The organism is Bradyrhizobium sp. cf659 (assembly GCF_900113725.1).
GTDB lineage: Bacteria > Pseudomonadota > Alphaproteobacteria > Rhizobiales > Xanthobacteraceae > Bradyrhizobium.
The window spans coordinates 59,904-82,786 of record NZ_FOQJ01000006.1 but is presented as its reverse complement, the minus strand read 5'-3'; the positions used below and the strand labels follow the sequence as shown (position 1 = coordinate 82,786).

The window sequence follows — 22,883 nt, the reverse complement described above, 5'->3', positions numbered from 1 at the left end:
CTGTTCGTGTCGGTCCATGCAGACCGTTGCCCGAAGCGTTGCACGAATTGTGCCGACATTGGTCTCTCAACCCCCCTTGAATCGGGCGACAAGGCGGTGAGAGTCACCGGGATAGAGCAGCCGCACCGCGGTGATCGTGCGCGTGCTGCGCCACGTGTAGCGGTCGATCACGAGGCAGGGCGCGCCGACGGCAATGTCGAGCGCCTGCGCCGCGCGATCGTCCGCGACGATGGCGCTGATCGTATGCTCGGCCTCTGTCCATGGGACATGGTGAAGCAGCCACGAGCCGGGCGGCTCGCGCGAGAAGTCCGCGGTCGCAGCATTCGGCACGGACGAGAGATCGATCAGCCTGTCCTCGACGGCAAACGGCACGTTGTCGGCGCTGTGGCGGCAGGCGATCGCGACCACCTTGCCGGCCTTCTTCACCCCGAGACGGTCGCGGTCGGCGGCGGTCGCCATGCGCAGCTTGCGATGGATCAGCTCGTAGCCGTAAGCGCGGCCGAGTGCGGTGATCTCGGCGCGGATATCGGCGATTTTGAGCACCGCCGACTGATGCTGCGGCCGGCGCACGAACGATCCGGCGCGCCGCCGCCGCTCGATCAGATCGGCCTGCGCGAGTTCTGACAGCGCCTTGTTTACGGTCATGCGCGAGCAGCCGTAGCGTGCCACCAGCTCGTGCTCGAACGGAATGCGGTGACCCGGCGGCCACTCGCCGGTCAGGATGCGCTTCTCGATGTCGGCGCGGATGCGCTTGTAGAGCGTCGGCTGGTCGGCGCCATCAGTAGCGAGGCTCATGCGAGGAGCCTCCGCACCGATGCGTTGAAGCGCTCGCGCGCCGCCTGACGCAGCCGGTGCCGTCCGCCCTCGACGACCTTGTCGCCGCCGGCCCAGACGCAATCGATCGCGCCGCTGCCTGCCGCAAAGATCCAGCCGTCGATGGCCGCATCGCCCTGACGCCCTGCGAGCGACGGATGCGCGGAGTCGAGCGTGACGATGTCGGCGCGCGCGCCCGGTGTGAGACCGACGGTCCGCTGCGCAAGTGCCTGCGAGCCGCCGGCGAGGGCTTGATCGAACAGCGTGCGTCCGGTCGAGGCGCCTGCGCCGCCGGAGAGCACGTTGCGCTGGCGATGCTTCAGCCGCTGGCCGTATTCGAGCTGGCGCAGCTCGTCGGCGACACCGACCAGCACATTGGAATCGGTGCCGACGCCGAAACGGCCGCCGGCATCGAGGAATTCGCGGGCTGGAAAAATGCCGTCGCCGAGGCTCGCTTCGGTGATGGGGCAGAGGCCGGCAACCGCGCCTGTCTTGGCGAGCGCGGTGACCTCCTCGTTCGTCGTGTGGGTTGCGTGGATGAGGCACCAGCGTTGATCGACCGGTGTGTGCTCCAGCAGCCATTGCACCGGGCGCCGGCTCGACCAGGCCAGGCAATCCTCGACTTCCTTCACCTGCTCTGCGGCGTGAATGTGCACAGGGCCGCCGTCGGCGAGCGGAATGATCGCCGCGAGCTCGTCCGGCGCCACCGCGCGCAAACTGTGCGGCGCGATGCCGATATTGGCCCCTGGCAATGCTGCGATCGCTTGACGCGACGCAGCCATCAGCGCGGCGAACCGATCGACCGAGCAGATGAAGCGGCGTTGGCCGGCATGTGGTGCCGCGCCTCCAAAAGAGCCATGCGCATAAAAACTCGGCAGCAGCGTCAGCGCAATACCCGACGCTTCGGCGGCCTGCGCAATGCGTGCAGCCATCTCGGCGAGATCGGCGTAGGGCGAGCCGTCGCGATCATGATGCAGATAATGGAATTCGCCGACGCGGGTAAAACCCTGCTCCAGCATCTCGACATAAAGCAGTGTCGCAACAGTCGCTACGTCGTCCGGCGTCATTGCCAGCGCAAAGCGATACATCGTCTCGCGCCAGGTCCAGAACGTGTCGGTCGAGTCGCCGCGCTGTTCCGCAAGTCCCGCCATGCCGCGCTGGAAGGCGTGGCTGTGCAGGCTTGCAAGCCCCGGAAGCGCGATTTGGTGACGCTCGTCGCCGGCGGCCGGCGCGATGCCCGGTGTCACCGCCGCGATCGCGCCGGCGGTGATCACCACCTGCACGTCATTGGCCCAGCCCGAGGGCAGGAGCGCGGAGGCGAAATGCAGTCGGGTCATGATTACACGCCGGCTGGACAGAACCGCCTTACGATTATATGTCTAGACATATAAGTCAAGCATCCCAGGGCGCAGGGACATCCGCGAAGGGACAGTTGCATGGCAGAGCGCTTCGACCGGATCTGGCACAATGCCCGCCTCGCCACGATGCGGCCCGATCGCCCCGATCTCGGCGAGATCGAGCATGGCGTGATTGCCGCGCGCGGCGGCCACATCGTCTATGCGGACGCAGCGGCGGACTTTCCGGCGGATGCGGATGCCATCGAGCGGATCGATTGCGCGGGGCGCTGGATCACGCCCGGCCTCGTCGACTGCCACACCCATCTCGTCTATGGCGGCAACCGCGCGCACGAGTTCGAGCTGCGCCTGAAGGGTGCAAGCTACGAGGAGATTGCACGGGCCGGCGGCGGCATCGTCTCGACGGTGGCCGCGACGGGCAAGGCAAGCGAGGCCGAGCTCGTCGCAAGCGCGCTGCCGCGGCTCGATGCGCTGATCGGCGAGGGCGCCACCACGGTCGAGATCAAGTCGGGCTACGGCCTGGACGCCGAGACCGAGATGCGTCAGCTCGCAGCCGCGCGCAGCCTCGGCGGCCAGCGGCCGGTTGCGATCCGCACGTCCTTCCTCGGCGCCCATGCACTGCCGCCCGAGGCCGATGGTGACAAGGATCGCTACATCGATCTCGTCTGCAAGGAGATGCTGCCCGCGGTCGCGAAGGCTGGCCTTGCCGATGCCGTCGATGCCTTCATGGAGGGCATCGCGTTCTCCGCCGAGCAGACCGCGCGGGTGTTCGAGACGGCGAGGGGGCTTGGGCTGCCGGTCAAGCTTCATGCGGACCAACTGTCGAACCTTGGCGGTGCTGCGCTCGCGGCAAAATTCTCCGCGCTGTCGGCCGATCATTTGGAGCATACCGACGAAGCCGGAGCGGCCGCGATGGCGAAGGCCGGAACGGTGGCCGTGCTGCTGCCTGGCGCCTTCTATTTCATTCGCGAGACACAAAAGCCGCCGGTCGAGGCGTTCCGCAAGCACGGCGTTCGCATGGCGCTCGCGACCGACTGCAATCCCGGCAGTTCGCCGCTGACCTCGCTGCTGCTGGCGATGAACATGGGGGCGACGTTGTTCCGGATGACGGTGGCCGAATGTCTCGCCGGCGTCACCCGCGAAGGCGCGCGGGCGCTCGGCCTGCTTCAGGAGACCGGTACGTTAGAGGCCGGCAAATGGTGCGATCTCGCGATCTGGGACATCGAGCGGCCCGCCGAACTCGTTTACCGCATCGGCTTCAATCCGCTGCACCGCCGGGTATGGAGGGGACAGTGACGGAGCAGGGCGCCGCGATCGTCGTCAAACCGGGAACGGTCGGCCTGGACGATCTTGCGCGCGTGCTAGCGGGACAGCCCGTCGTGCTCGATCCGTCGTTCTGGCCGCGTGTCGAGGCGGCCGCGGCGATCGTCGCCAAGGCGGCGCAAGCAGACGCCCCCGTCTACGGCATCAATACCGGCTTCGGGAAGCTCGCCTCGAAGCGCATCCCGCCCGACCAGACCGCGCTGCTCCAGCGCAACCTCATCGTCTCGCATTGTTGCGGTGTCGGTCCGGCGACGCCGGAGCCGATCGTGCGGCTGATGATGGCGCTGAAGATCGTCTCGCTCGGGCGCGGCGCCTCCGGCGTACGCCGCGAGGTGATCGAGCAGTTGCAGGGAATGCTGGCGCGGCGCGTCTGTCCGCTGGTGCCGCAGCAGGGCTCGGTCGGGGCCTCCGGTGACCTCGCGCCGCTCGCGCACATGACCGCCGTCATGATCGGCGAGGGGCAGGCGATTGTCGACGGCAAGACCGTGTCGGGTGGCGAGGCACTCGCTGCCGCCGGGCTTGCGCCGCTGACCCTCGGGCCCAAGGAGGGGCTCGCACTGATCAACGGAACGCAGTTTTCGACCGCTTATGCCATTTCCGGCGTGCTGCGTGCGTTTCATCTGGCCCGTGCTGCGCTCGTCACTGGCGCGCTGTCGGTCGATGCGGCAATGGCCTCCACGGCGCCGTTCCGCGCTGAAATCCAGGCGCTGCGCGGCCATGCCGGGCAGATCGCCGCAGCCGCGACGCTGACTGCGCTGCTCGACGGCAGCGACATCCGCCTGTCGCATCTCGAAGGCGACGAACGTGTGCAGGATCCCTATTGCCTGCGTTGCCAGCCGCAGGTCGCAGGTGCCGCGCTTGATCTGATCACGCAGGCTGCGCGAACCCTGATCGTCGAGGCCAATGCCGTCACCGACAACCCGCTCGTCCTGGTCGAGACCGGCGAGATCGTCTCCGGCGGCAATTTCCACGCCGAACCCGTGGCGTTTGCGGCCGATACAATCGCGCTGGCACTGGCGGAAATCGGCGCAATCAGCGAGCGGCGCATCGCGACGCTGGTCGATCCCGCGCTGAACTTCGGTCTGCCGCCGTTCCTCACGCCCGATCCCGGCATCAATTCCGGCTTCATGATCGCCGAGGTCACGGCGGCCGCGCTCTATGCCGAGAACAAGCAGCGTGCGCTCGCCTGCTCGATCGATTCGACGCCGACCAGCGCCAACCAGGAAGACCACGTGTCGATGGCCGCGCATGCCGCGCGGCGCCTCGCCGATATGGCGGACAATCTCGCCGCCATTCTCGGCATCGAGCTCCTGGTCGCCGCGCAAGGCATTACGCTGCGCGCGCCGCATGCGACCAGCGCGCCGCTCGTCGCCGTCATTGCCGCGCTTCGCGAACAGGTGCCCGCGCTCGGCGCCGACCGCTACATGGCCGGTGATCTCGCCAAGGCCGCCGCACTCGTCGAGGCCGACGCGCTGCCGGGGGCTGCGATCGGCGTGCTCTCATCTGATCCATTTCCGAGGCTTGCCTGAAGAGGTGTTCCGCATGAACCGCCGACTGGACAACGACCGCACCATCCGCGCGCCCCGTGGCAGCGACATCAGCGCCAAGAGCTGGCTGACGGAAGCCCCGTTGCGCATGCTGATGAACAATCTCGATCCTGATGTCGCGGAGCGCCCGAGCGAACTCGTCGTCTATGGCGGCATCGGCCGCGCCGCGCGCGACTGGGAGAGCTTTGACCGGATTACGGCGGCGTTGCGCAAGCTCGAAGACGACGAGACGCTGCTGATCCAGTCCGGCAAGCCGGTCGGCATCTTCCGCACCCACGCCGATGCTCCGCGCGTGCTGATCGCGAACTCCAACATCGTGCCACATTGGGCGACGCTCGACCATTTCAACGAGCTCGACCGCAAGGGCCTGATGATGTACGGCCAGATGACGGCCGGCTCCTGGATCTATATCGGCAGCCAGGGCATCGTGCAGGGCACTTACGAGACCTTCGTCGAGGTCGGCCGTCGCCATTATGGCGGCAGCCTTGCCGGCAAATGGATCCTCACCGCCGGCCTTGGCGGCATGGGCGGCGCGCAGCCGCTGGCCGCGACCATGGCCGGAGCCTCGATGCTCGCGGTTGAATGCCAGCCGAGCCGCATCGAGATGCGGCTGCGCACCGGCTATCTCGATCGCCAGGCCGCAACGCTCGACGAAGCGCTCGCGATCATGGCCGATGCTGCCAAGACGCAGAAGGCGGTCTCGGTTGGCCTGCTCGGCAATGCCGCGGAGATTTTTCCGGAGCTGGTGCGTCGCGGCGTCAAGCCCGACATCGTCACCGACCAGACCAGCGCCCATGATCCGATCAACGGCTATCTTCCCAAAGGCTGGACGCTCGCCGAATGGGAGGCAAGACGCGCCTCCGATCCCAAGGCCGTCGAGCGCGCGTCGAAGACCTCGATGGTCGAGCATGTCCAGGCCATGCTGGACTTCCACGCGCAAGGAATCCCGACGCTCGACTACGGCAACAACATCCGCCAGATGGCGCAGGACATGGGCCTGAAGAACGCCTTCGATTTTCCCGGCTTCGTCCCCGCCTATATCCGCCCTCTGTTCTGCCGCGGCGTCGGGCCGTTCCGCTGGGCTGCGCTGTCGGGCGATCCCGAGGACATCTTCAAGACCGACGCCAAGGTCAAGGAGCTGATGCCTGATGACAAGCATCTGCACAACTGGCTCGACATGGCGAAGGAGCGCATCAAATTCCAGGGCCTGCCGGCGCGGATCTGCTGGGTCGGCCTCGGCGATCGTCACCGGCTCGGCCTTGCCTTCAACGAGATGGTGGCGCGCGGTGAGCTCAAGGCGCCGGTCGTGATCGGCCGCGACCATCTCGACAGCGGCTCGGTGGCAAGCCCGAACCGCGAGACCGAGGCCATGAAGGACGGATCGGACGCGGTGTCCGACTGGCCGTTGCTCAATGCGCTGCTCAATTGCGCCAGCGGCGCGACCTGGGTATCGCTGCATCATGGCGGCGGCGTCGGCATCGGCTATTCCCAGCATGCCGGCATGGTGATCGTCGCCGATGGCACGCCGGAAGCTGCAAAGCGCATCGAGCGCGTGCTCTGGAACGATCCCGCCAGCGGCGTGATGCGCCACGCTGACGCCGGCTACGACATCGCGATCGATTGCGCCCGCGACAAGGGGCTCGATCTGCCCAGTTTGACGAAATAGCGCGCCCGGTCCTGGCCTCAGGCCACGACCTTGGCCCCGGCGCCGTCGAGGCGCTGCCGTTCGTTCGCGAGATAATCGTCAATCGCATTGCCCGGCATGGGCTTTGCGAAATAGTAGCCCTGGATGAAATCGCATCCCAGGCGGCGCAGGGTGTCGAGCTGGGCGCGGGTCTCGACGCCCTCGGCGACACAGGCGATCTCCATGTCGTCGCAGAGGCCCGTGAGCGACTTGATGATCTTGTGGCTGACCGGATTGTCGTTGATGTCGGCGACGAAGCTGCGGTCGACCTTGATCTTGTCGAGCGGCAGACGGTGCACGTGGCTCAGCGAGGAATAGCCGGTGCCGAAATCGTCCAATGAAATGCCGCAGCCCATTGCCTTCAATGCCGCGATCGACTGCTGCGCGCGCACGAAATCGAAGGTGACGGCGGTCTCGGTGATCTCGAAATCGATCCGGTGCGGCGGCAGCCCGCTTTTCTCGACGATGGTGATCAGCGGCAGGATGCCTTCGGCCGCGCAGACGTCGTGGGCGGAGAGGTTGAACGACAGGCGGATGTGGTCGGGCCAGGTCTTCGCGGTCGCGAGCGCCCGAACCAGCAGCGCCTGCGTCAGCGGCCGGATCAGTCCGATGCGCTCGGCGGCCGGGATGAAGTCGGCCGGCGAAACCAGGCCGAGGCGGGAGCTGTGCCAGCGCGCCAAAACCTCGAAGCCGGCCGTGTGCTCGCTCATGGCGTCCACGATCGGCTGGAACACCAGGTCCATCTCGGTGCTGAAATCGGCGGTGCGCAGCAGATTCTCGATGACGCCGCGGCTGCGGATCTCGGCCTCGAGCTCGCTCGAGAAGATCACGGTGCGGCCGCGCAGATGACGCTTGGCGTGATAGAGCGAATAGTCGGCGCATTCATAGAGCGCTTCCGCCGTCGTTGCCGATTGCGGGAACAACGCGAAACCGGTCGAGCAGGACAGACCGGTATGGGCGGTGTCGAGCTGGTAGGGAAGCTTGACCTGGTCGCCGATGCGTTCGCCAAGCCGCGCCAGATCCGCCTCCTCGGGGTCGCCGCACACGACGAGGCCGAACTCGTCGCCGCCGAGCCGGGCGAACTCCACCCGCTGCGGGCCGAAGCCCTCGCAGACCTCGCGGATGCGCCGGCCCGCCTCGATCAGGACGCGGTCGCCGACGCTGTGGCCGTAGTTGTCGTTGATCGGCTTGAAGCCGTCGAGGTCGATGATCCCGACCGCGACACGAACATTCCTGCGCTCGGCATCGGCAAAGGCGCTCGACAGCTCGGCGAAGAAGCGGCGGCGGTTCGGCAGCTCGGTGAGGGAATCGAGATTTGCGAGGCGGAAGTTCTCGTCCGAAAGCGCCTGGGTGGCCGCCTGCTGCGCCAGCAGCGACTTGCGGCTCGACACGAGATCGGCGAAGTCGCGGTAATAGATGAACAGCACCGTCACCATCGCGCCGGAGACGAGCAGGTTGTTGACCGCGATCGCCTTCAACGTCGGCTCGCCGGTGGCGAAGAAGAAGAGCACATAGGGCATGTCGACGATCAGCGTCACGATCAGCGCCGCCGAGCGCAGGTGCATCAGCGAGAAGATGCAGCCGATCACTGTCACCGCCATGTAGAAGGCGACCTGACTCTTGGCGAAGGGATCGCCGTAAGGGTAGAGCGCGAAGGACCAGGCGGTGAAGCCGGCGCCGATCGGCACGGTCAGCCAGTTGGTGGCGCGCAGATTGCGCAGGATGTCGGCGTCGCTGCGCACGAGGTGACGCTGGCGCAGCCACCAGTAGGTCCGGAGCGTGGCGAGCACGGTCAGCACGCTCGGCACGATCATCGTCAGCCAGTCCGGCGCCACGTTCGCATACGTATAGGCGACCGCGATCGTGTTGCTCATGAGGATGAAGTAGAGCAGCGGGATCTGCTTGGAGAAGGCGTCGAACTGCGCGCGCGTCAGATCCGGGTTGTCGGCCGGCACGCGAAACAGCTGCATGGCGACCGCAAAATGTGATTTCAAATCGACAACAGGCATTGCAATACGCGCCCCGGATCCCTTCAAAACGCGGAGGATCTTGCACGGCGGGGGTAAAGGGCGCGTTAGATCGGGTTCCGCACGAAAGCCAGCGCAGGTTGCACGCTACCGCAGATTTTCCGGCCACGTGCATTGGTGAGGCGGCGTTAACGATATCCCGCGGCGGAGGCGGGTGCCTCGGGCACCGCTCGCCCGCAATCGCCGCAGCTACGATCTGTTAACCATGCGCGTCGGCGCGGTGCAGCGTATTGCCGCGCGGTCAGCCGGCCCACGTGATTCACCTCTCTCCCGCGGGGGGAGAGGTGAGAGAGCGCAAGACGGCCGCTATTTCTTCTCGAGCGCCGCGGTCTGCTTGGCGAGCTGCTTGTCGAAATCCTCCGACAGGCCGGTCGCGTAGGTCACGATCTCGCCCGGCTTGACGAACGGGTTCGGCGCGCCCTCCTTCATCTCGGCGCGCTTGGCCTGCATGCCATAGACTTCCGGATGCGGCCCGAGCAGCACGTCGATCTTCATCGCCTTGGCCTTCGCGAAGGTCGCGCGGTAGTCGTCGACGATACCGGGATAGGTCGGCTGGCCGACCAGCCGGTTCAGCGCCACCGTGCCGCTGCAGAAGAACAGCACCTCGCGGCTCTCCCTGCCGTCCTTGACGGTCATCTCCCAGCTCGTGCAGCCCGGCGAATGGCCGGGCGTTGCATGTGCCGTCAGCGTGGTGTCGCCGAGCGTGACCTTGTCGCCTTCCTTCACCGCGCGATCGACCTTCACCGCGGGGAAGGTGAGGTCCTCGTTCTTCTCGTCGCCCGGATAATAGCCGCCTTCGAGCAGCGGCTTGTCGCGCTCGCCGGCGATGAGCTGCGCACCGGTCTCCTTCTTGATCTCGGCGAAGCCGCCGGTGTGGTCGAGATGCGCGTGCGTGTTGAGGATGATCTTGATGTCGGCAACCTTGAAGCCGAGCTTCGCGATGTTGTCCTTGATCATGCCGGTGGACTGGGGCATCGCCGTGTCCATCAGGATCAGGCCCTGCGATGTCTTGACGACATAGACGGCAATGCCGTCGGTTCCGACATAATAGATGTTGTCGATGAGCTGGAACGGCTCGAACGGCGCCGTCCACTTCTTCATGGCCACTGCCAGAAAATCCTTGATGGTCTGTGCCTGCGCAGCCGGTACGAACAATACCAACGCGCACAGCGCGGCCGTGAGCTTTCTCATAGTTTGCCTCCCAAAGTGTTCTTGTCGTTTCGATCGGACGCGACCTTTGCGTCGACCGGTGCGCAAGCTACGTCGTGCGCGGTGCGACAGCAACGACTTCGTGTCGGGAATATTTCGGGGACCGCGCGGGAATAGCGGCGCTGGGCGTCGGCGTCTCACCGCCCGATCGTGACGCCGGCGGTCGAGCGCATGGCGTCCCGGAGGCTTCTCGCGTTCATGTCGTCGAGGACCTGCCGCGTCAGCACGGTGGTCTGGCCCGGCGTGTTCAGGATCGTCTCGCCGCGCGAGGACGAGAGCCGGTCGGCCTTGTAGGGTGCGGCCGGATCGGTGGCGGGCGCATGGTGCGGCCGCTTGCCGGAAGCGGCAAAGGCTCCCTGCGAGACGCAGAGGGCGACGATCACAATCAATCGCAATGATTTTGTGGGCATGCGAGCTCCCATATCCAGGACATCAGCCTAGCATATGGCGGGCGTCACATTGAGGAAAAGGTCAGGCGAGTGCGGCCTGGCGTTCCCGCACCGGCTCGCGGACCCGGTCTGGCTTCCCAGGCTCGGCGAGCCGGGTAAAGCTGCGATGGCCCGCCTGTGCGGGCGCCTCGACGATGACGCCCTCGCAGACGATCTGCCCGCCCAGCATCCTGAACTCGAGCTTGTCGTAGCGCGGCATCGTCTCGCCGGGCGCGGGCGGCAGCAGCTCGACACGGCCCTGGATGTTCAACGTGGCATCGCCGGTGCCGTGAAGCCGCGGATTCCACATCCTGATCCCGGTCTCCGCCCAGCGCTGCCGGATCAGCGCCGCGCGATCGGCGGGTTCCGTCGCTCTTGCGCGAACCTTCGCTGCGCTGCGGATCTCTGGTGCGGGAGACGCAAGGATCGGCTCCGGCGCGATGTCCGCGACCTCGCTGGAGGTGTCGGCAGAAGCGTCCACCGTGGCGACCGCTGTGACCGGTGCGGGATCGCCTGCAGGGACCGGCTCGATCTCCATGGCGACATCGGCGGATGAACCGCTGTCGACGCGGATGGCAGGGAGATCAGCCGTAGAGACTTCGATGTCGGCGAGGGCGACGTGGGGGTCGTCCACGATGGCCGGCTCGATATCGACGAGAATGTCTGAGGATGGTTCGTGGCTGACAATGAGGTCGAGCGTAGCAACCGGAGCGGTCTCGCCATCGACAGACGAGACCGGTGTCTCCTCCGTGACGACGGGCTCAACGTCGGTCGGGAGTTCGCGAGCTGGACTGCCGCTGACGGCGAGCTCGGGAATGTCGACCGGCGCGCTATCGATGGCGACAGGCTGGGCTGACGCCTCTTCCGTGCCGACCGGCTCGACGCTCGCCGGGAGTTCCGCAGGTGAGGCTCTGCCGACGGTAAGGTCAGGAACATCAACGGACGCGGTCTCCACGTCGACAGGCGAGACCGAAGCCTCCTCCACGACGACCGGCTCGGCTTCCGCCGGCATCTCCGGAGATGAATCGCTGCTGGCGCTGGTCTCTGTCTGCGCCGCCGGCGGGCTCTGCGCGATGACAGAGATCGCGGTGTCGTCCTCGGCGACCGGCGCTGCGACCGTGATGCCTGGGTCGCCGAGATCGGTCTTGATGCTGATGTCGGGAGTCGGTGCGGCTTCTGCAGCGTCGACGACGATGGCGGGCGAATCGCACGCCGCGGTCGGCGAAACGTCGATGCTGCCGCCCTGCGGCAAGGGCCGAAGCCTCGTAAACGCCCATTTCACCGCAGGGATGCGGCGCAGCAACGATATCAGTCTCGAAAGCACTGGGAGTTGTCCAAGAGGTACTCGGCGTGAGGCAATCGCTGATTCGCCAGCAATGTGAAAAACTGCCCCGGCCGTCACACCGATGTCAATCTGGGTGGGACCAATTGCAGAACATCCGCGCGTCATCGCTCGTGCGAGAAGCTGCGATCGCATGAAGCCACGGTGTTATCGCCGGTCGGGACTGTGACGACGACCACAATGCAACTGCACGGAACGTGGATCCGCGAGGCACCTCGCGATGGGCGCGTTGCGCCGAACGTCGGGGTTCCCTGCGCCGCTCCGTCGAAGGTAGTTTGGAACATCCGGCATCTGGTGTAGGGACGACGCATGAGAAGAATAGTCGCCATCGGAGCGGTTCTGCTCTGGTCCACCATCGCATTCGCGCAGGATCGCACGATCACTGTGGCCTCGACGACGTCGACGGAACAGTCGGGCCTGTTCGGCTATTTGCTGCCGCTGTTCTCGAAGGCCGAGGGCATCAGCGTGAAGGTCGTTGCCGTCGGCACCGGCCAGGCGCTGGATATCGGGCGGCGGGGTGATGCCGACGTGGTGTTCGTCCATGACCGGCCCGCCGAAGACCAGTTCATGTCCGAAGGGCAGGGCGTGAAGCGTTTCGACGTCATGTACAACGACTTCGTCATCGTCGGGCCGAAGAGCGACCCGGCGCAGATTGCCGGCGGCAAGGATGTCGCGGATGTGCTACGCAAGATCGCGGCAGCCAAGGCGCCGTTCATCTCGCGCGGCGACAAGTCCGGCACGCATGCAGCCGAGCTGAGATTGTGGAAAGAGGCGGGCGTCGATCTCAGTGCCGGCAAGGACAATTGGTATCGCGAGATCGGCCAGGGCATGGGTCCGGCGCTGAACATGGCCTCGTCCTCGAACGCCTATCTTCTGTCGGATCGTGGCACCTGGCTGTCGTTCAAGAACCGCGGCGAGCTCGCCGTCCTGACCGAGGGCGACAAGCGGCTCTTCAACCAGTACGGCGTCATGCTGGTGAATCCGGCAAAGCATTCGAACGTGAAGGCGCAGGATGGGCAGGCCTTCATCGACTGGCTGATCTCCCCGAAGGGACAGCAGGCGATTGCCGGCTACAAGGTCGGCGGCGAGCAGCTATTTTTCCCCAACGCGGCCAACTAGCAAGAAAGCGACGGTCGACACCGCCACACTGAGCGCGAGCAGGATCAGCCCGAGCCCCAGCGCCAGCGGCAGGTCGCCTTTGCTGGTTTCCAGTGCGATCGCGGTCGTCATCGTACGCGTGAAGCCGCGGATGTTGCCGCCGACGACGATGATGGCGCCGACCTCGGCGATGGCGCGCCCGAAGGCCGCGAGAAAGGCCGTCAGCAGCGAGGTCCGTCCCAGCGCGAACAGGAGCCCCATGCTGCGCAAGACCGACAGCCCGTCGATCCGCGCCAGATCGCCATACTCCGCCCAGAGCAGGCTCGCCGGCCTATGCACCAGCGCCACCACGATCGGTGCCGCGAGCAGCGTTTGCGCGATCACCATGGCCGCCGGCGTGAACAGCAGGCCGGCCGCCCCGAGCGGGCCGGACCGTGACAGCAGCAGATAGAGCGCGAGCCCGACCACGACCGGCGGCAGGCCGAGCAGCGCATTGGTCAGCACGATGATGACCTGACGTCCGCGGAAACGGGCGATCGCAAGCAAGGCGCCGAACGGTGCGCCGATCAGGAGCGCGACGATGCTCGCGGTCAGGCTGACACGCACCGACAAGGCGACGATGCCCAGAAGCTCGGAATCGGCCTCGCCGATCAGCGCGAAGGCGGCACCCGCGGATCGTGCGAAGTCGTTCATCCGCGCCTGAACTTCAGCGGTCGGGCGTAGGCCTCCGGGGCGTCGATGTCGAGGCTGCAAAGGCGCGTCACGGGCTGGTCCCTGCAAGTTTCGTCGTGTGGAGCAAAAGCAGCGAGGCACCGCCGCCATGGGAGGCGGCTCACAGAATACTCGGCAGGAGCGTTTTGAAAACCCGCTTCATCCGGCCGCGAATGCCGCAGCCGCGGGATCGGGCGTCAGGATGCGAGCGGCCGGGTGTCCCGCTTCGCCGGGTCGCGGCCCCACAGCCAGCCCGCCAGCGGAATGGCGAGAAGTGCCCCGGCGATCTGCGCGGCGATGAAGGCCGGTGCGCCCTGCGGGGCGATCCCTGCAAAGGTATCGGACAGCGACCTGGCGATGGTGACTGCCGGATTGGCAAAGGACGTCGAGGCCGTGAACCAGTACGCCGAGGTGATGTACAGGCCGACGGCGTAAGGAACGGCGGTGGGCGTTCGAGACGCGACGCCGAAGATCGTCAACAGCAGACCGAAGGTCGCCACGGCCTCGGCAAGCCATTGTCCGGCTCCCGTGCGCTGCGTCAGCGAAAGCTGGAGGAGTGGAAGCTCGAACATCAGATGTGCGATCCACACACCGATGATCGCGCCGGAGATCTGTGCGGCGATGTAGATCGCCGCATCCCTCCAGGCTGTTTCGCCGCGCAGGGCGAAGGCCAGCGTCACCGCCGGATTGAAATGGGCGCCCGAGATGGAGGCGAAGGTGAGGATCAGCACGACCAGGATGGCGCCGGTGGCGATCGTGTTGCACAGGAGCGCGAGCGCGACGTTTCCGCCCGAGAGCCTCGCGGCCATGATCCCCGAGCCGACCACCGCGGCCAGCAGGAACGCGGTCCCGAGCCACTCGGCGAAGGCGCGCTGCGCAAGCCCCGGCATCAGGCGCCGCGGTCCAGCCGGACGCGCTCGCCGTCTTCCTTGACGAATTCCCCCTGCTGCGCCGGCAGGAGGTCCAACACCAGCTCCGAGGGGCGGCAGAGCTTGACGCCTTTCGGCGTGACTACGATCGGCCGGTTGATCAGGATGGGATGCGCCATCATCGCGTCGAGCAGCTGATCGTCGGTCAGCGCCGCGTTGCCGAGCCCGAGCTCGGCATAGGGCGTCCCCTTTTCCCGAAGCAGCGCGCGCACGGGCAGTCCCATGCGCGCGATGAGTTGCTGCAACAGCGCCCGCGATGGGGGCGTCTTCAGATACTCGATCACATGCGGCTCGATGCCGGCGCTCCGGATCATCGCGAGCGTGTTACGCGAGGTGCCGCAAGCGGGATTGTGGTAGATGATCGCATCCATGGCGTAAACCCTGGTCCTCAGCAGCGGGCCAGGGACACGTGAACGTGCAGGCGCTTCATGGCTTGTCCTTTCAGGCCGGGATTTTGCTGCGCTTTCGCGCGGGCTTGCAGGCGGCGGCCGGCGCGCATGACGTTCCATCGCAGCAGTTTTCGGTCAGGAAGCCGACGAGCTCATTCATGGTCTCGAACCGCGCTGCATAGATCATCGAGCGCCCCTCGCGCCGGACGGTGGCGAGACCCGCCATCCGCAGCCGGTCGAAGTGGAATGTCAGCGTGTTGGGGGCGAGATCCAGCGCTTCCGCGATCGCGCCGGCGGCCATGCCGTCGGGGCCCGCCTGCACCAGCAGACGGAAGACGTCGAGGCGATTGTCCTGGGCCAGTGCGGCGAGCGCCGTGACGGCGTCTGTCGTTTCCATATTTCAACGATTATTGAAATAATGGTGCCCTGTCAACCGGACCAACGGCGTCCGTCACGCGCCCTGGATCAGATCAAGCCGCGCAGCACTTCAATCAGCCGGCCACACTGCTCCTCCGTTCCGACCGTGATGCGCAGGAAATCGTCGATGCGCGGCTTGTTGAAATGCCGGACCAGAACGCCGCGCTGGCGAAGTGCGGCCGCCAGATCGGCTCCGCTCCGGCTTCGATGACGCGCGAACACGAAGTTTGCGAGCGACGGCAACACCTCGAAGCCGAGTTGACCGAGATCGCGGGCCAGGGCTTCGCGGCTCGAGATGATGCGGGCGCGGGTCTTGAGGAACCACTCATCGTCCTCGATGGCGGCGACGGCGCCGGCGATCGCGAGACAATCGACGGGATAGGAGTTGAAGCTGTCCTTCACCCGCTCCAGTGCCTCGATCAGCGGCGGTTGGCCGATGGCAAAGCCGACCCGGAGGCCGGCGAGCGAGCGCGACTTCGAGAAGGTCTGGATGACGAGCAGATTGTCGTGGCGCGCAACGAGCGGCACCGCGCTCTCGGCGCCGAAATCGACATAGGCCTCGTCCACCACCACCAGCCGGTCCGGATTTTCGGCGAGCAGCGCCGCGATCGCCTCGCGCGGAACGGCGATGCCGGTGGGCGCGTTCGGATTGCAGAGAAGAATGGCGCTCGATGGCCGCCTGTAGTCGGCGATCTCGATCCTCATCGCGGCATCGAGCGGCACCTCCTCGTGAGCTACGCCATAGAGGCGGCAATAGACAGGGTAGAAGCTGTAGGTGACGTCGGGAAACAGAAGCGGCCTGTCGTGCTTCAGAAGGGCCGGGAAGGTGTGGGCCAGAACCTCGTCGGAGCCGTTGCCGACGAACACCTGCTCGGCCGCAACATCGCAGTACGCCGCGATCGCCTCGCGCAGGCGCGTGGCGCGCGGATCTGGATAGAGACGCAGCCGCTCCGCAGCCGACGCAATCGCCGCCAGCACGCGCGGCGAGGGCGGATAGGGATTCTCGTTGGTATTGAGCTTGACGACGCCATCCTGCTTCGGCTGCTCGCCCGGGACGTAGGGCGAAAGCGTGTGGACGACCGGACTCCAGAAGCGGCTCATGATCTCCAATCCAGGTTGATCGCGGCACAGTAGGGCACGCCGGGCGTCGACGGAAGTGCACTTCCCGTTCGGCAGTCGAGGCAGGTCTGCACAAGCGTCGCAGCCGGGGACGCTCCCGCAAGCGCCACCTTCGTGCTAGGCTCATCGCGCAAACGTCCAGAATTGAAAACAAGAACGAAGGCCGGCGCGCCGGAAGGCTGCGCAGAAGAGCCGCAAAGCGAGGAACACATGCCGGGTGCAGCCCTTGTCACCGCTCCCTCCATTCCGACCGCGCCCGTGACGCCAGCCATTCTCGACCGCTTGCGGGCCATCGTGGGTGACAAGGGCCTGATCCTGGACGAGCAGGACAAGCGCCCGTTCGTGACCGATTGGCGCGGCGAGCTGGCGGGGCAGGCCGCAGCGGTCGTGCGTCCGGCCAACACCGCGGAAGTCTCCGCTGCCGTCAAGCTCTGCTACGACAACGGCATTGCCATCGTGCCGCAGGGCGGCAACACCGGCCTGATGGGCGGTGCCACACCGTGGCCCGCGCACCGCGGCATCGTGCTGTCGCTCGGTCGCATGAATCATGTGCTGAATGTCGATCCCGTCGGCTACGCCATGACGGTGGAGGCGGGGTGCATCCTCCAGACGCTCCAGGACACGGCCGCGCGCTATGATCGATTCTTTCCGCTCAGCCTGGGGGCCCAGGGCTCGTGCATGATCGGTGGCAATCTGTCCACCAACGCCGGCGGCGTGCAGGTGCTGCGTTACGGCAATGCGCGAAATCTGGTGCTGGGTCTCGAGGTCGTGCTGGCGAGCGGCGAGGTCTGGGACGGGCTGCGCGCACTCAAGAAGGACAATACCGGATATGACCTCAAGCATCTGTTCATGGGCGCCGAAGGCACGCTCGGCATCATCACCAAGGCGGTGCTGAAGCTGTGGCCCGCGCCGAAGGACGTGTGCACCGCATGGCTCGCGATCCGTGATCCCAGGGCGGCGATCGAGCTCCTGTCGGAGGCGCATGCCGCGTCCGACGACAATGTCGGCTCCTGCGAGCTCATGAGCCGCGCCTGCACCGACATGGTGCTGCGCCACATTCCCGGCACCCAGGATCCTCTCAAGGCCGAGACCGAATGGTATCTCCTTCTCGAATGGTCGTCGGCCCGGCCGCGGCAGGACGGCGGCGCAGGCATGTCGGACAGGATGGAGCAGTTCTTGGCCGATCAGCTCGAGGCGGGCCGGGTGCTCGATGCGGTGATCGCGCAAACCGAAGCGCAGTCGCGCAACATGTGGCGCATTCGCGAGAGCGTGGCCGAGGCATCGCGCGCCGAGGGGCCGGGCCTGAGCTACGACGTGTCGGTCGCAATCTCGGGGATTCCCGAGTTCATCGACAGGGGTCTCAAGGCCGTGCTCGACATCCTGCCGACGATCCGCCCCTATCCGCTCGGCCACATCGGAGACGGCAATTTGCACTTCTCCTTCATGGGTCCGAAGGGCATGGATCGCGACACGCTCACCCAGTACTCTGCGGCGATCACACGGGTCGTCAACGACCTCATCACCTCCATGGCCGGCTCGATCTCGGCCGAACACGGCATCGGCATCGAGAAGCTCGACGAGCTCCAGCATTATCGCTCCAGGACCGAGCTCGACATCATGCGCACGATCAAGCGGGCCCTCGACCCCAAGAACATCATGAATCCGGGCAAGGTGCTCCGTCTCGGATGAGGCGAGGCCCGCCGCCGCAGGTGGCCCGCCGATCGACCCGGCCCCCGCCGCGCCCTCGGGCCGGCGCATGCGCCGCATGGCTCGGGCCAAACGGGCCGCGAGCCTCGAAATCATGCGCTTTTGCGGCTTTATTCCCGCCATGGATGCTTTAAGGAAGGGCAGGATCAGGTCGCACCCGGCAGCTGGTAGTGCTAGAGCCTGATGCAGGAACAATGGGGCCGAGCCGCTACCGGCACGCCCGCAAGGATGAGAAGGATGTGACGCAATGATCCAGACCGTTGGCATCATCGGGGCAGGGACCATGGGGAACGGCATCGCGCAAATCTGCGCCGCGGCCGGGCTCTCGGTTGTGATGGTCGACATTTCCGATGCGGCGGTGAACCGCGGGCTTTCGACCGTCGGCGGCAGCCTCGAGCGCCTGGTCAAGAAGGAGAAGATGTCGGCGGCCGACCGCGAGGCGACGCTCAAGCGCATCACCGGCACCACCGATCGGGCGAAGCTGGCCGATTGCGACCTGGTGATCGAGGCCGCCACCGAGAACGAGGAGCTCAAGGTCAAGATCCTGAAGGACCTCTGCGCGACGCTGTCGCCGCGCACGCTGGTTGCAACCAATACCTCGTCGATCTCGATCACGAAGCTCGCCGCCGCAACCGATCGCCCCGACCGTTTCATCGGCATGCACTTCTTCAACCCTGTGCCGGTGATGGCGCTGCTCGAGCTCATCCGCGGCCTGCAGACCTCCGACGACACCCACGCCAAGGCGCTCGATTTCGCCCAGCGCGTCGGCAAGGTGGCGATCACGGCCAAGAACAGCCCGGGCTTCGCGGTCAACCGCATCCTGTGCCCGATGATCAACGAGGCGATCTTCGCCCTCCAGGAGGGGATCGCGACGGCGGAAGAGATCGACGCCGGCATGAAGCTCGGCTGCAATCATCCGATCGGGCCGTTGGCGCTGGCCGATCTCGTCGGGCTCGACACCATGTTGTCGGTGATGGAGGTCTTTTACAAAGGCTTCAACGACCCCAAATACCGTCCGGCCCCCTTGCTGAAGGAAATGGTCGATGCCGGCCATCTCGGCCGCAAGACCGGGCAGGGTTTTTACACTTACGGCACATGATCCCGCATTTGCGCTGCGACAAAGACGGGCGCAGCGATTTGCCCCACGATGGATGTGGGTGCGTTCTTCCTTCTCCCCTTGTGGGAGAAGGTGGCGCGAAGCGCCGGATGAGGGGTTCTCTCCGCAAGCTCTAACGCGCGATGAGAACGCGGGGACAGACCCCTCACCCGTCTCGCCGCTCTGCGGCGAGCCACCCTCTCCCACAAGGGGAGAGGGGGAAGATCAAACGGACGAAGAAAAACATGTCGGATCGACTGAAGGCCGAGCGCGAGGCGGCGGCCGCGCGGCGGAACCTGCTGACCCAGGATGCGATCGAACGCACCGGGATCACCGAAGCGATGATCGCGGAACTCGTTACGCGCTTTTACGGGCGCGTGCGCGAGGACGCGCTCCTGGGGCCGGTATTCGCGGTCGTGCAGAATTGGGACGAGCATCTCGCCAAGCTCGGGGATTTCTGGTCGTCAGTCGTGCTGATGAGCGGCCGCTATCATGGCTCGCCGATGCGGGCGCATCTGCCGCTCAGCCTTGTCGGCGATCATTTCGACCGCTGGCTCGATCTGTTCGAACAGACCGCGCGCGACGTCTGTCCGCCCGCGGCCGCTGCGTTCTTCATCGACAAGGCACGGCGCATCGCCGACAGTTTTGAAATGGCGTCGGCAACGGTCGCAGGCCGCATCGCTTCGCCGCGTCACGTGCTCAGATCGTGAAATACCAAATGCCTGCCTGAGAAACGTGCAACTCACATCGCGTGATGGCGCGTTGCACCAATTCCAACATCATCGGTCTGATCTGCAAAATCATCATGCCGCTCGCGCGGTGCGTTGTAGAACTGGTGAAAATACGTTTGAACGCGTTCACTCTCGTTCAATCAAAGCGAGCAGAGCCATATTGATGCACTGCGGCGCCAATTCTTCGCCTTGTTTTCGGCAGAGTTCCAGCGCCTGCTAGCGTGCATGTCGCGCGCATCGTCCAACATCAATTCCTCATCCTCCGAGAACTCCGCGGAACCTGAAGTTGACGCGGCCATGGAGCAGACGCGGCGAACGCTGCTGCTGGGTGCGCTCGCCACCACCGCCTGCCTCGGCTGTTCCACATCGACGCGCGCAGGCGAGGATCCGCCCGGCTCCGACGAACGGCCGCAGAAGGGCGATGTGCTCGTCTTCTCCGAAGGTGACCATGAGGGCAAGCTGATCACCGCGGCCGACCTGCCGGCCGGCGGGCCGCCGGTGCATGCCTGGCCGAAGGATCCGAAGACCTCGGTCGTGCGCAGCGCCTCGCGGCTCAACGAGATCCTGGTCATGCGGCTCGATCCCGCCGAGCTCGACGAGCAGACCCGCGCGCGCGCCGTCGACGGCATCATCGCCTATTCGGCGATCTGCGCTCATGCCGGCTGTCCCGTCACCGCGTGGGTGAAGAGCGACGTCGGCGACAAGGAAGTGCTCAAGTGCATGTGCCACAACTCCGAATACGATCCGCGCGCGGGCGCGCAGGTCGTGTTCGGGCCGGCACCGCGCCGGCTCGCGGCGTTGCCGCTGGCGTTCGCTGACGGTTCGCTCAGCGTCGCCGGAAACTTCGTCGGAAAGGTAGGTGGCGCGCAGCCAGGATGATGGACGGTCGCGGGTCATGCCCGCGTCACGAGAGGCCGCTTCCGCCGATGGGCGGACGACGGGACGAACGACAAGAATTCAACACAAGAATTCAAACGGATGAAAAAGGGGAACGTCCATGACCAGGAAGCAATGGTTACTGTCCGGCTTCGTCGCCTTCACCTGTCTTGCCTCGACCGCCGCCGTGTCTGGCCCGATCGAGAATTATTCTCCGGTCACCGCGCAACGCCTGGAGAATCCGGAACCGAGCAACTGGATGCTCTATCGGCGCACCTATGACGGGCAGGGCTACAGCCCGCTCGACCAGATCAACACCTCGAACGTGAAGGGTCTCACGCCGGTCTGGACGTTTGCCACAGGCGTCGTCGAGGGCCACGAGGCGCCGCCGATTATCAACAACGGCGTGATGTTCGTGGCAACCCCGATGGGACAGGTGATCGCGCTGAACGCGAAAACCGGCGACGAATACTGGCGCTACAAGCGGCAGCTCCCCGACGATCTGTTCCAGCTGCATCCGACCAGCCGCGGCGTCGGCCTCTGGGAGGACAAGCTCTATCTCGCCACCACCGACGATCACGTCGTCGCGCTCGACGCCAAGACCGGCAAGGTGGTGTGGGACACCAAGGTGCAGGACTACAAGAAGGGCCAGTACATGACCCTGATGCCGCTGATCGTCGACGGCAAGGTCATCGTCGGCGGCTCCGGCGGCGAGTTCGGCGTGCGCGGCTATGTCGCCGCCTATGACGCCAAGGACGGCAAGGAGCTGTGGCGGACCTACACCATTCCCGGCGAAGGCGAGCCCGGTCACGACACATGGCAGGGCGACGACTGGAAGAACGGCGGCGGCTCGGCCTGGATGACCGGCAATTACGACAAGGACACCAAGACGATCTATTGGGGCGTCGGCAACGCGGCGCCGTGGCCGGGCGAGACCCATCCCGGCGACAATCTCTACACCTCGTCGGTGCTTGCGCTCGATCCGAACACCGGCAAGATCAAGACCTATCACCAGTACCACCAGAACGATTCCTGGGACTGGGACGAGGTCGAAGCGCCGATGCTGATCGACCTGCAACGCGATGGCCGCAACATCAAGAGCCTGGTCCATCCGGGGCGCGACGCGATCTTCTGGGTGCTCGAGCGCACGCCGACCAAGATCAACTACGTGGCAGGCTGGCCGTTCGTCTCCACCGACGTCTGGAAGGGCATCGATGCCGAAACCGGCAAGCCGATCGTCGATCCCGCGCACAAGCCGGTGATTGGCAAGCGCGTGGAGTTCTGTCCGTCGCTGTGGGGCGGCAAGGACTGGCCGTCGGCGGCCTACAGCCAGAAGACCGGTCTGGTCTACGTGCCCGCCAACGAGAATTTCTGCGGCGGCTTCACCGGCGAGAAGGTCGCACTCAAGCCGGGCGAGCTCTGGCTCGGCACCAAGCCGGAAGACATTGGGTTGAAGACGAAGCCGGGCGCGGATCATTTTGGCGAGCTGCAGGCCTGGGATCCCGTCACCGGCAAGAAGGTGTGGCAGCACAACTTCCCGAAGTCGCAGCTGTTCGGCTCGGTGACGGCGACCGCGGGCGATCTCATCTTTGCCGGCGGCACCAACGATCGCAACTTCCGCGCCTTCAACGCCAAGACCGGCGAGCTGTTGTGGGAGCAGAAGACCAACTCCGGCATCATGGGCATGCCGGTGTCCTATGAGATCGACGGCACCCAATACATCGCGATCCAGTCGGGATGGGGTGTGGACGCGCAGCGGATCCAGGATGCGCTGGTGACCAACAACATCGGCATCGAGGCCAACGTGCCGCAGGGCGGCGCGGTCTGGGTGTTCGCGCTGAAGAAATAGCTCCGCGGGCGGATCGAAAGAAGCGGAGCAGCAAGGGGGGTGGCGAATGCGGCGGACGGAAACGTCCGCCGCATTTTGTGTGCGTGGCTTTTTCTTCCCTTCTCCCCTTGTGGGAGAAGGTGGCGCGAAGCGCCGGATGAGGGGTTCTATCCGCGTACACTCATCGTGAGATGGATTCCCGGAGACAGACCCCTCACCCAAGCGAGGTTGTAGCAGCCAGCTTCGCTGCCCTC

20 protein-coding genes are annotated in these 22,883 nt (G+C 65.7%); 9 read left to right on the top strand and 11 right to left on the bottom strand.

Annotated elements, in window-relative coordinates; all coding sequences use genetic code 11:
- Window positions 1–66 precede the first annotated feature (66 nt).
- Window positions 67–795 carry a histidine utilization repressor gene (gene hutC, locus BM118_RS24560; RefSeq protein WP_027546434.1) on the bottom strand — a complete coding sequence of 243 codons (729 nt, stop codon included), beginning with the start codon at window positions 793–795 and terminating at the stop codon, window positions 67–69.
- Window positions 792–2,150 (bottom strand): formimidoylglutamate deiminase, encoded by a 1,359-nt coding sequence (locus tag BM118_RS24555; protein WP_092188112.1) that lies wholly within the window; start codon window positions 2,148–2,150, stop codon window positions 792–794. The genes hutC and BM118_RS24555 overlap by 4 nt, the downstream gene beginning before the upstream one ends.
- Window positions 2,151–2,249: 99 nt before the next feature.
- Here BM118_RS24555 and hutI point away from each other — a divergent pair, with 99 nt between their 5' ends.
- From hutI to hutU, 3 genes are read left to right on the top strand one after another with little or no spacing between them, the layout of a single operon-like run.
- Window positions 2,250–3,464, top strand: a complete 1,215-nt coding sequence (hutI, locus tag BM118_RS24550) for an imidazolonepropionase (RefSeq protein ID WP_092188110.1) — start codon at window positions 2,250–2,252, stop codon at window positions 3,462–3,464.
- Window positions 3,461–5,020, top strand: a complete 1,560-nt coding sequence (hutH, locus tag BM118_RS24545) for a histidine ammonia-lyase (protein WP_092188108.1) — start codon at window positions 3,461–3,463, stop codon at window positions 5,018–5,020. Before hutI ends, hutH begins: the two co-directional genes overlap by 4 nt.
- Window positions 5,021–5,033: 13 nt before the next feature.
- On the top strand, window positions 5,034–6,704 hold the full coding sequence (gene hutU / locus BM118_RS24540; protein ID WP_092188106.1) for a urocanate hydratase: 1,671 nt from the start codon (window positions 5,034–5,036) through the stop codon (window positions 6,702–6,704).
- A gap of 17 nt (window positions 6,705–6,721) precedes the next feature.
- Here hutU and BM118_RS24535 read toward each other — a convergent pair whose 3' ends face one another.
- The 4 genes from BM118_RS24535 to BM118_RS24520 all read right to left on the bottom strand — a co-directional run bounded on the left by BM118_RS24535 (window position 6,722) and on the right by BM118_RS24520 (window position 11,710).
- Complete coding sequence (locus BM118_RS24535) at window positions 6,722–8,731, bottom strand: putative bifunctional diguanylate cyclase/phosphodiesterase (RefSeq protein ID WP_092188104.1); 2,010 nt, start codon at window positions 8,729–8,731, stop codon at window positions 6,722–6,724.
- A 324-nt stretch (window positions 8,732–9,055) separates the two neighbouring features.
- Window positions 9,056–9,940 carry a BJP family subclass B3 metallo-beta-lactamase gene (gene blaBJP / locus BM118_RS24530; RefSeq protein ID WP_092188102.1) on the bottom strand — a complete coding sequence of 295 codons (885 nt, stop codon included), beginning with the start codon at window positions 9,938–9,940 and terminating at the stop codon, window positions 9,056–9,058.
- A 155-nt stretch (window positions 9,941–10,095) separates the two neighbouring features.
- Window positions 10,096–10,368, bottom strand: coding sequence for a TonB-dependent receptor plug domain-containing protein (locus BM118_RS24525; RefSeq protein ID WP_177234652.1), 273 nt, complete (start codon window positions 10,366–10,368; stop codon window positions 10,096–10,098).
- A gap of 61 nt (window positions 10,369–10,429) precedes the next feature.
- On the bottom strand, window positions 10,430–11,710 hold the full coding sequence (locus tag BM118_RS24520) for a hypothetical protein (RefSeq protein WP_244550227.1): 1,281 nt from the start codon (window positions 11,708–11,710) through the stop codon (window positions 10,430–10,432).
- A gap of 327 nt (window positions 11,711–12,037) precedes the next feature.
- Here BM118_RS24520 and BM118_RS24515 point away from each other — a divergent pair, with 327 nt between their 5' ends.
- Window positions 12,038–12,847 carry an ABC transporter substrate-binding protein gene (locus BM118_RS24515; RefSeq protein ID WP_092188098.1) on the top strand — a complete coding sequence of 270 codons (810 nt, stop codon included), beginning with the start codon at window positions 12,038–12,040 and terminating at the stop codon, window positions 12,845–12,847.
- On the opposite strand, the gene BM118_RS24510 is transcribed toward BM118_RS24515, so the two are convergent.
- From BM118_RS24510 to hisC, 5 genes are all read right to left on the bottom strand, one after another.
- Window positions 12,821–13,519 (bottom strand): ABC transporter permease, encoded by a 699-nt coding sequence (locus BM118_RS24510; protein ID WP_092188096.1) that lies wholly within the window; start codon window positions 13,517–13,519, stop codon window positions 12,821–12,823. The genes BM118_RS24515 and BM118_RS24510 overlap by 27 nt on opposite strands.
- Window positions 13,520–13,734: 215 nt before the next feature.
- A complete protein-coding gene (locus tag BM118_RS24505; RefSeq protein WP_092188094.1) occupies window positions 13,735–14,427 on the bottom strand; it encodes an MIP/aquaporin family protein in 693 nt (230 codons plus the stop codon).
- Window positions 14,427–14,837: an arsenate reductase (glutaredoxin) gene (arsC, locus tag BM118_RS24500; protein WP_027546446.1), complete on the bottom strand. Its 411-nt coding sequence runs from the start codon at window positions 14,835–14,837 to the stop codon at window positions 14,427–14,429. Before arsC ends, BM118_RS24505 begins: the two co-directional genes overlap by 1 nt.
- Window positions 14,838–14,907: 70 nt before the next feature.
- Complete coding sequence (locus BM118_RS24495) at window positions 14,908–15,252, bottom strand: ArsR/SmtB family transcription factor (RefSeq protein WP_092188092.1); 345 nt, start codon at window positions 15,250–15,252, stop codon at window positions 14,908–14,910.
- A gap of 68 nt (window positions 15,253–15,320) precedes the next feature.
- Window positions 15,321–16,373 carry a histidinol-phosphate transaminase gene (gene hisC / locus BM118_RS24490; RefSeq protein WP_092188562.1) on the bottom strand — a complete coding sequence of 351 codons (1,053 nt, stop codon included), beginning with the start codon at window positions 16,371–16,373 and terminating at the stop codon, window positions 15,321–15,323.
- Between the two features lie 228 nt (window positions 16,374–16,601).
- Between hisC and BM118_RS24485 the strand changes: the two genes are divergently transcribed.
- From BM118_RS24485 to BM118_RS24465, 5 genes are all read left to right on the top strand, one after another.
- Complete coding sequence (locus BM118_RS24485) at window positions 16,602–18,080, top strand: FAD-binding oxidoreductase (RefSeq protein ID WP_092188090.1); 1,479 nt, start codon at window positions 16,602–16,604, stop codon at window positions 18,078–18,080.
- Between the two features lie 265 nt (window positions 18,081–18,345).
- Window positions 18,346–19,197: a 3-hydroxybutyryl-CoA dehydrogenase gene (locus tag BM118_RS24480; protein ID WP_092188088.1), complete on the top strand. Its 852-nt coding sequence runs from the start codon at window positions 18,346–18,348 to the stop codon at window positions 19,195–19,197.
- Between the two features lie 242 nt (window positions 19,198–19,439).
- Window positions 19,440–19,904 carry a group III truncated hemoglobin gene (locus tag BM118_RS24475; protein WP_092188086.1) on the top strand — a complete coding sequence of 155 codons (465 nt, stop codon included), beginning with the start codon at window positions 19,440–19,442 and terminating at the stop codon, window positions 19,902–19,904.
- Window positions 19,905–20,150: 246 nt separating this feature from the next.
- Window positions 20,151–20,804, top strand: a complete 654-nt coding sequence (locus tag BM118_RS24470; protein ID WP_092188084.1) for a QcrA and Rieske domain-containing protein — start codon at window positions 20,151–20,153, stop codon at window positions 20,802–20,804.
- A 118-nt stretch (window positions 20,805–20,922) separates the two neighbouring features.
- Window positions 20,923–22,650, top strand: coding sequence for a methanol/ethanol family PQQ-dependent dehydrogenase (locus tag BM118_RS24465; RefSeq protein ID WP_092188082.1), 1,728 nt, complete (start codon window positions 20,923–20,925; stop codon window positions 22,648–22,650).
- Window positions 22,651–22,883 lie beyond the last annotated feature (233 nt).

Coding starts and splice junctions, on each gene's coding strand:
- hutC (WP_027546434.1), bottom strand. CDS start 795: ATGAGCCTCGCTACTGATGGCGCCGACCAGCCGACGCTCTACAAGCGC.
- BM118_RS24555 (WP_092188112.1), bottom strand. CDS start 2,150: ATGACCCGACTGCATTTCGCCTCCGCGCTCCTGCCCTCGGGCTGGGCC.
- hutI (WP_092188110.1), top strand. CDS start 2,250: ATGGCAGAGCGCTTCGACCGGATCTGGCACAATGCCCGCCTCGCCACG.
- hutU (WP_092188106.1), top strand. CDS start 5,034: ATGAACCGCCGACTGGACAACGACCGCACCATCCGCGCGCCCCGTGGC.
- BM118_RS24535 (WP_092188104.1), bottom strand. CDS start 8,731: ATGCCTGTTGTCGATTTGAAATCACATTTTGCGGTCGCCATGCAGCTG.
- blaBJP (WP_092188102.1), bottom strand. CDS start 9,940: ATGAGAAAGCTCACGGCCGCGCTGTGCGCGTTGGTATTGTTCGTACCG.
- BM118_RS24525 (WP_177234652.1), bottom strand. CDS start 10,368: ATGCCCACAAAATCATTGCGATTGATTGTGATCGTCGCCCTCTGCGTC.
- BM118_RS24515 (WP_092188098.1), top strand. CDS start 12,038: ATGAGAAGAATAGTCGCCATCGGAGCGGTTCTGCTCTGGTCCACCATC.
- BM118_RS24510 (WP_092188096.1), bottom strand. CDS start 13,519: ATGAACGACTTCGCACGATCCGCGGGTGCCGCCTTCGCGCTGATCGGC.
- BM118_RS24505 (WP_092188094.1), bottom strand. CDS start 14,427: ATGCCGGGGCTTGCGCAGCGCGCCTTCGCCGAGTGGCTCGGGACCGCG.
- arsC (WP_027546446.1), bottom strand. CDS start 14,837: ATGGATGCGATCATCTACCACAATCCCGCTTGCGGCACCTCGCGTAAC.
- BM118_RS24495 (WP_092188092.1), bottom strand. CDS start 15,252: ATGGAAACGACAGACGCCGTCACGGCGCTCGCCGCACTGGCCCAGGAC.
- hisC (WP_092188562.1), bottom strand. CDS start 16,373: ATGAGCCGCTTCTGGAGTCCGGTCGTCCACACGCTTTCGCCCTACGTC.
- BM118_RS24485 (WP_092188090.1), top strand. CDS start 16,602: ATGCCGGGTGCAGCCCTTGTCACCGCTCCCTCCATTCCGACCGCGCCC.
- BM118_RS24480 (WP_092188088.1), top strand. CDS start 18,346: ATGATCCAGACCGTTGGCATCATCGGGGCAGGGACCATGGGGAACGGC.
- BM118_RS24475 (WP_092188086.1), top strand. CDS start 19,440: ATGTCGGATCGACTGAAGGCCGAGCGCGAGGCGGCGGCCGCGCGGCGG.
- BM118_RS24470 (WP_092188084.1), top strand. CDS start 20,151: ATGTCGCGCGCATCGTCCAACATCAATTCCTCATCCTCCGAGAACTCC.
- BM118_RS24465 (WP_092188082.1), top strand. CDS start 20,923: ATGACCAGGAAGCAATGGTTACTGTCCGGCTTCGTCGCCTTCACCTGT.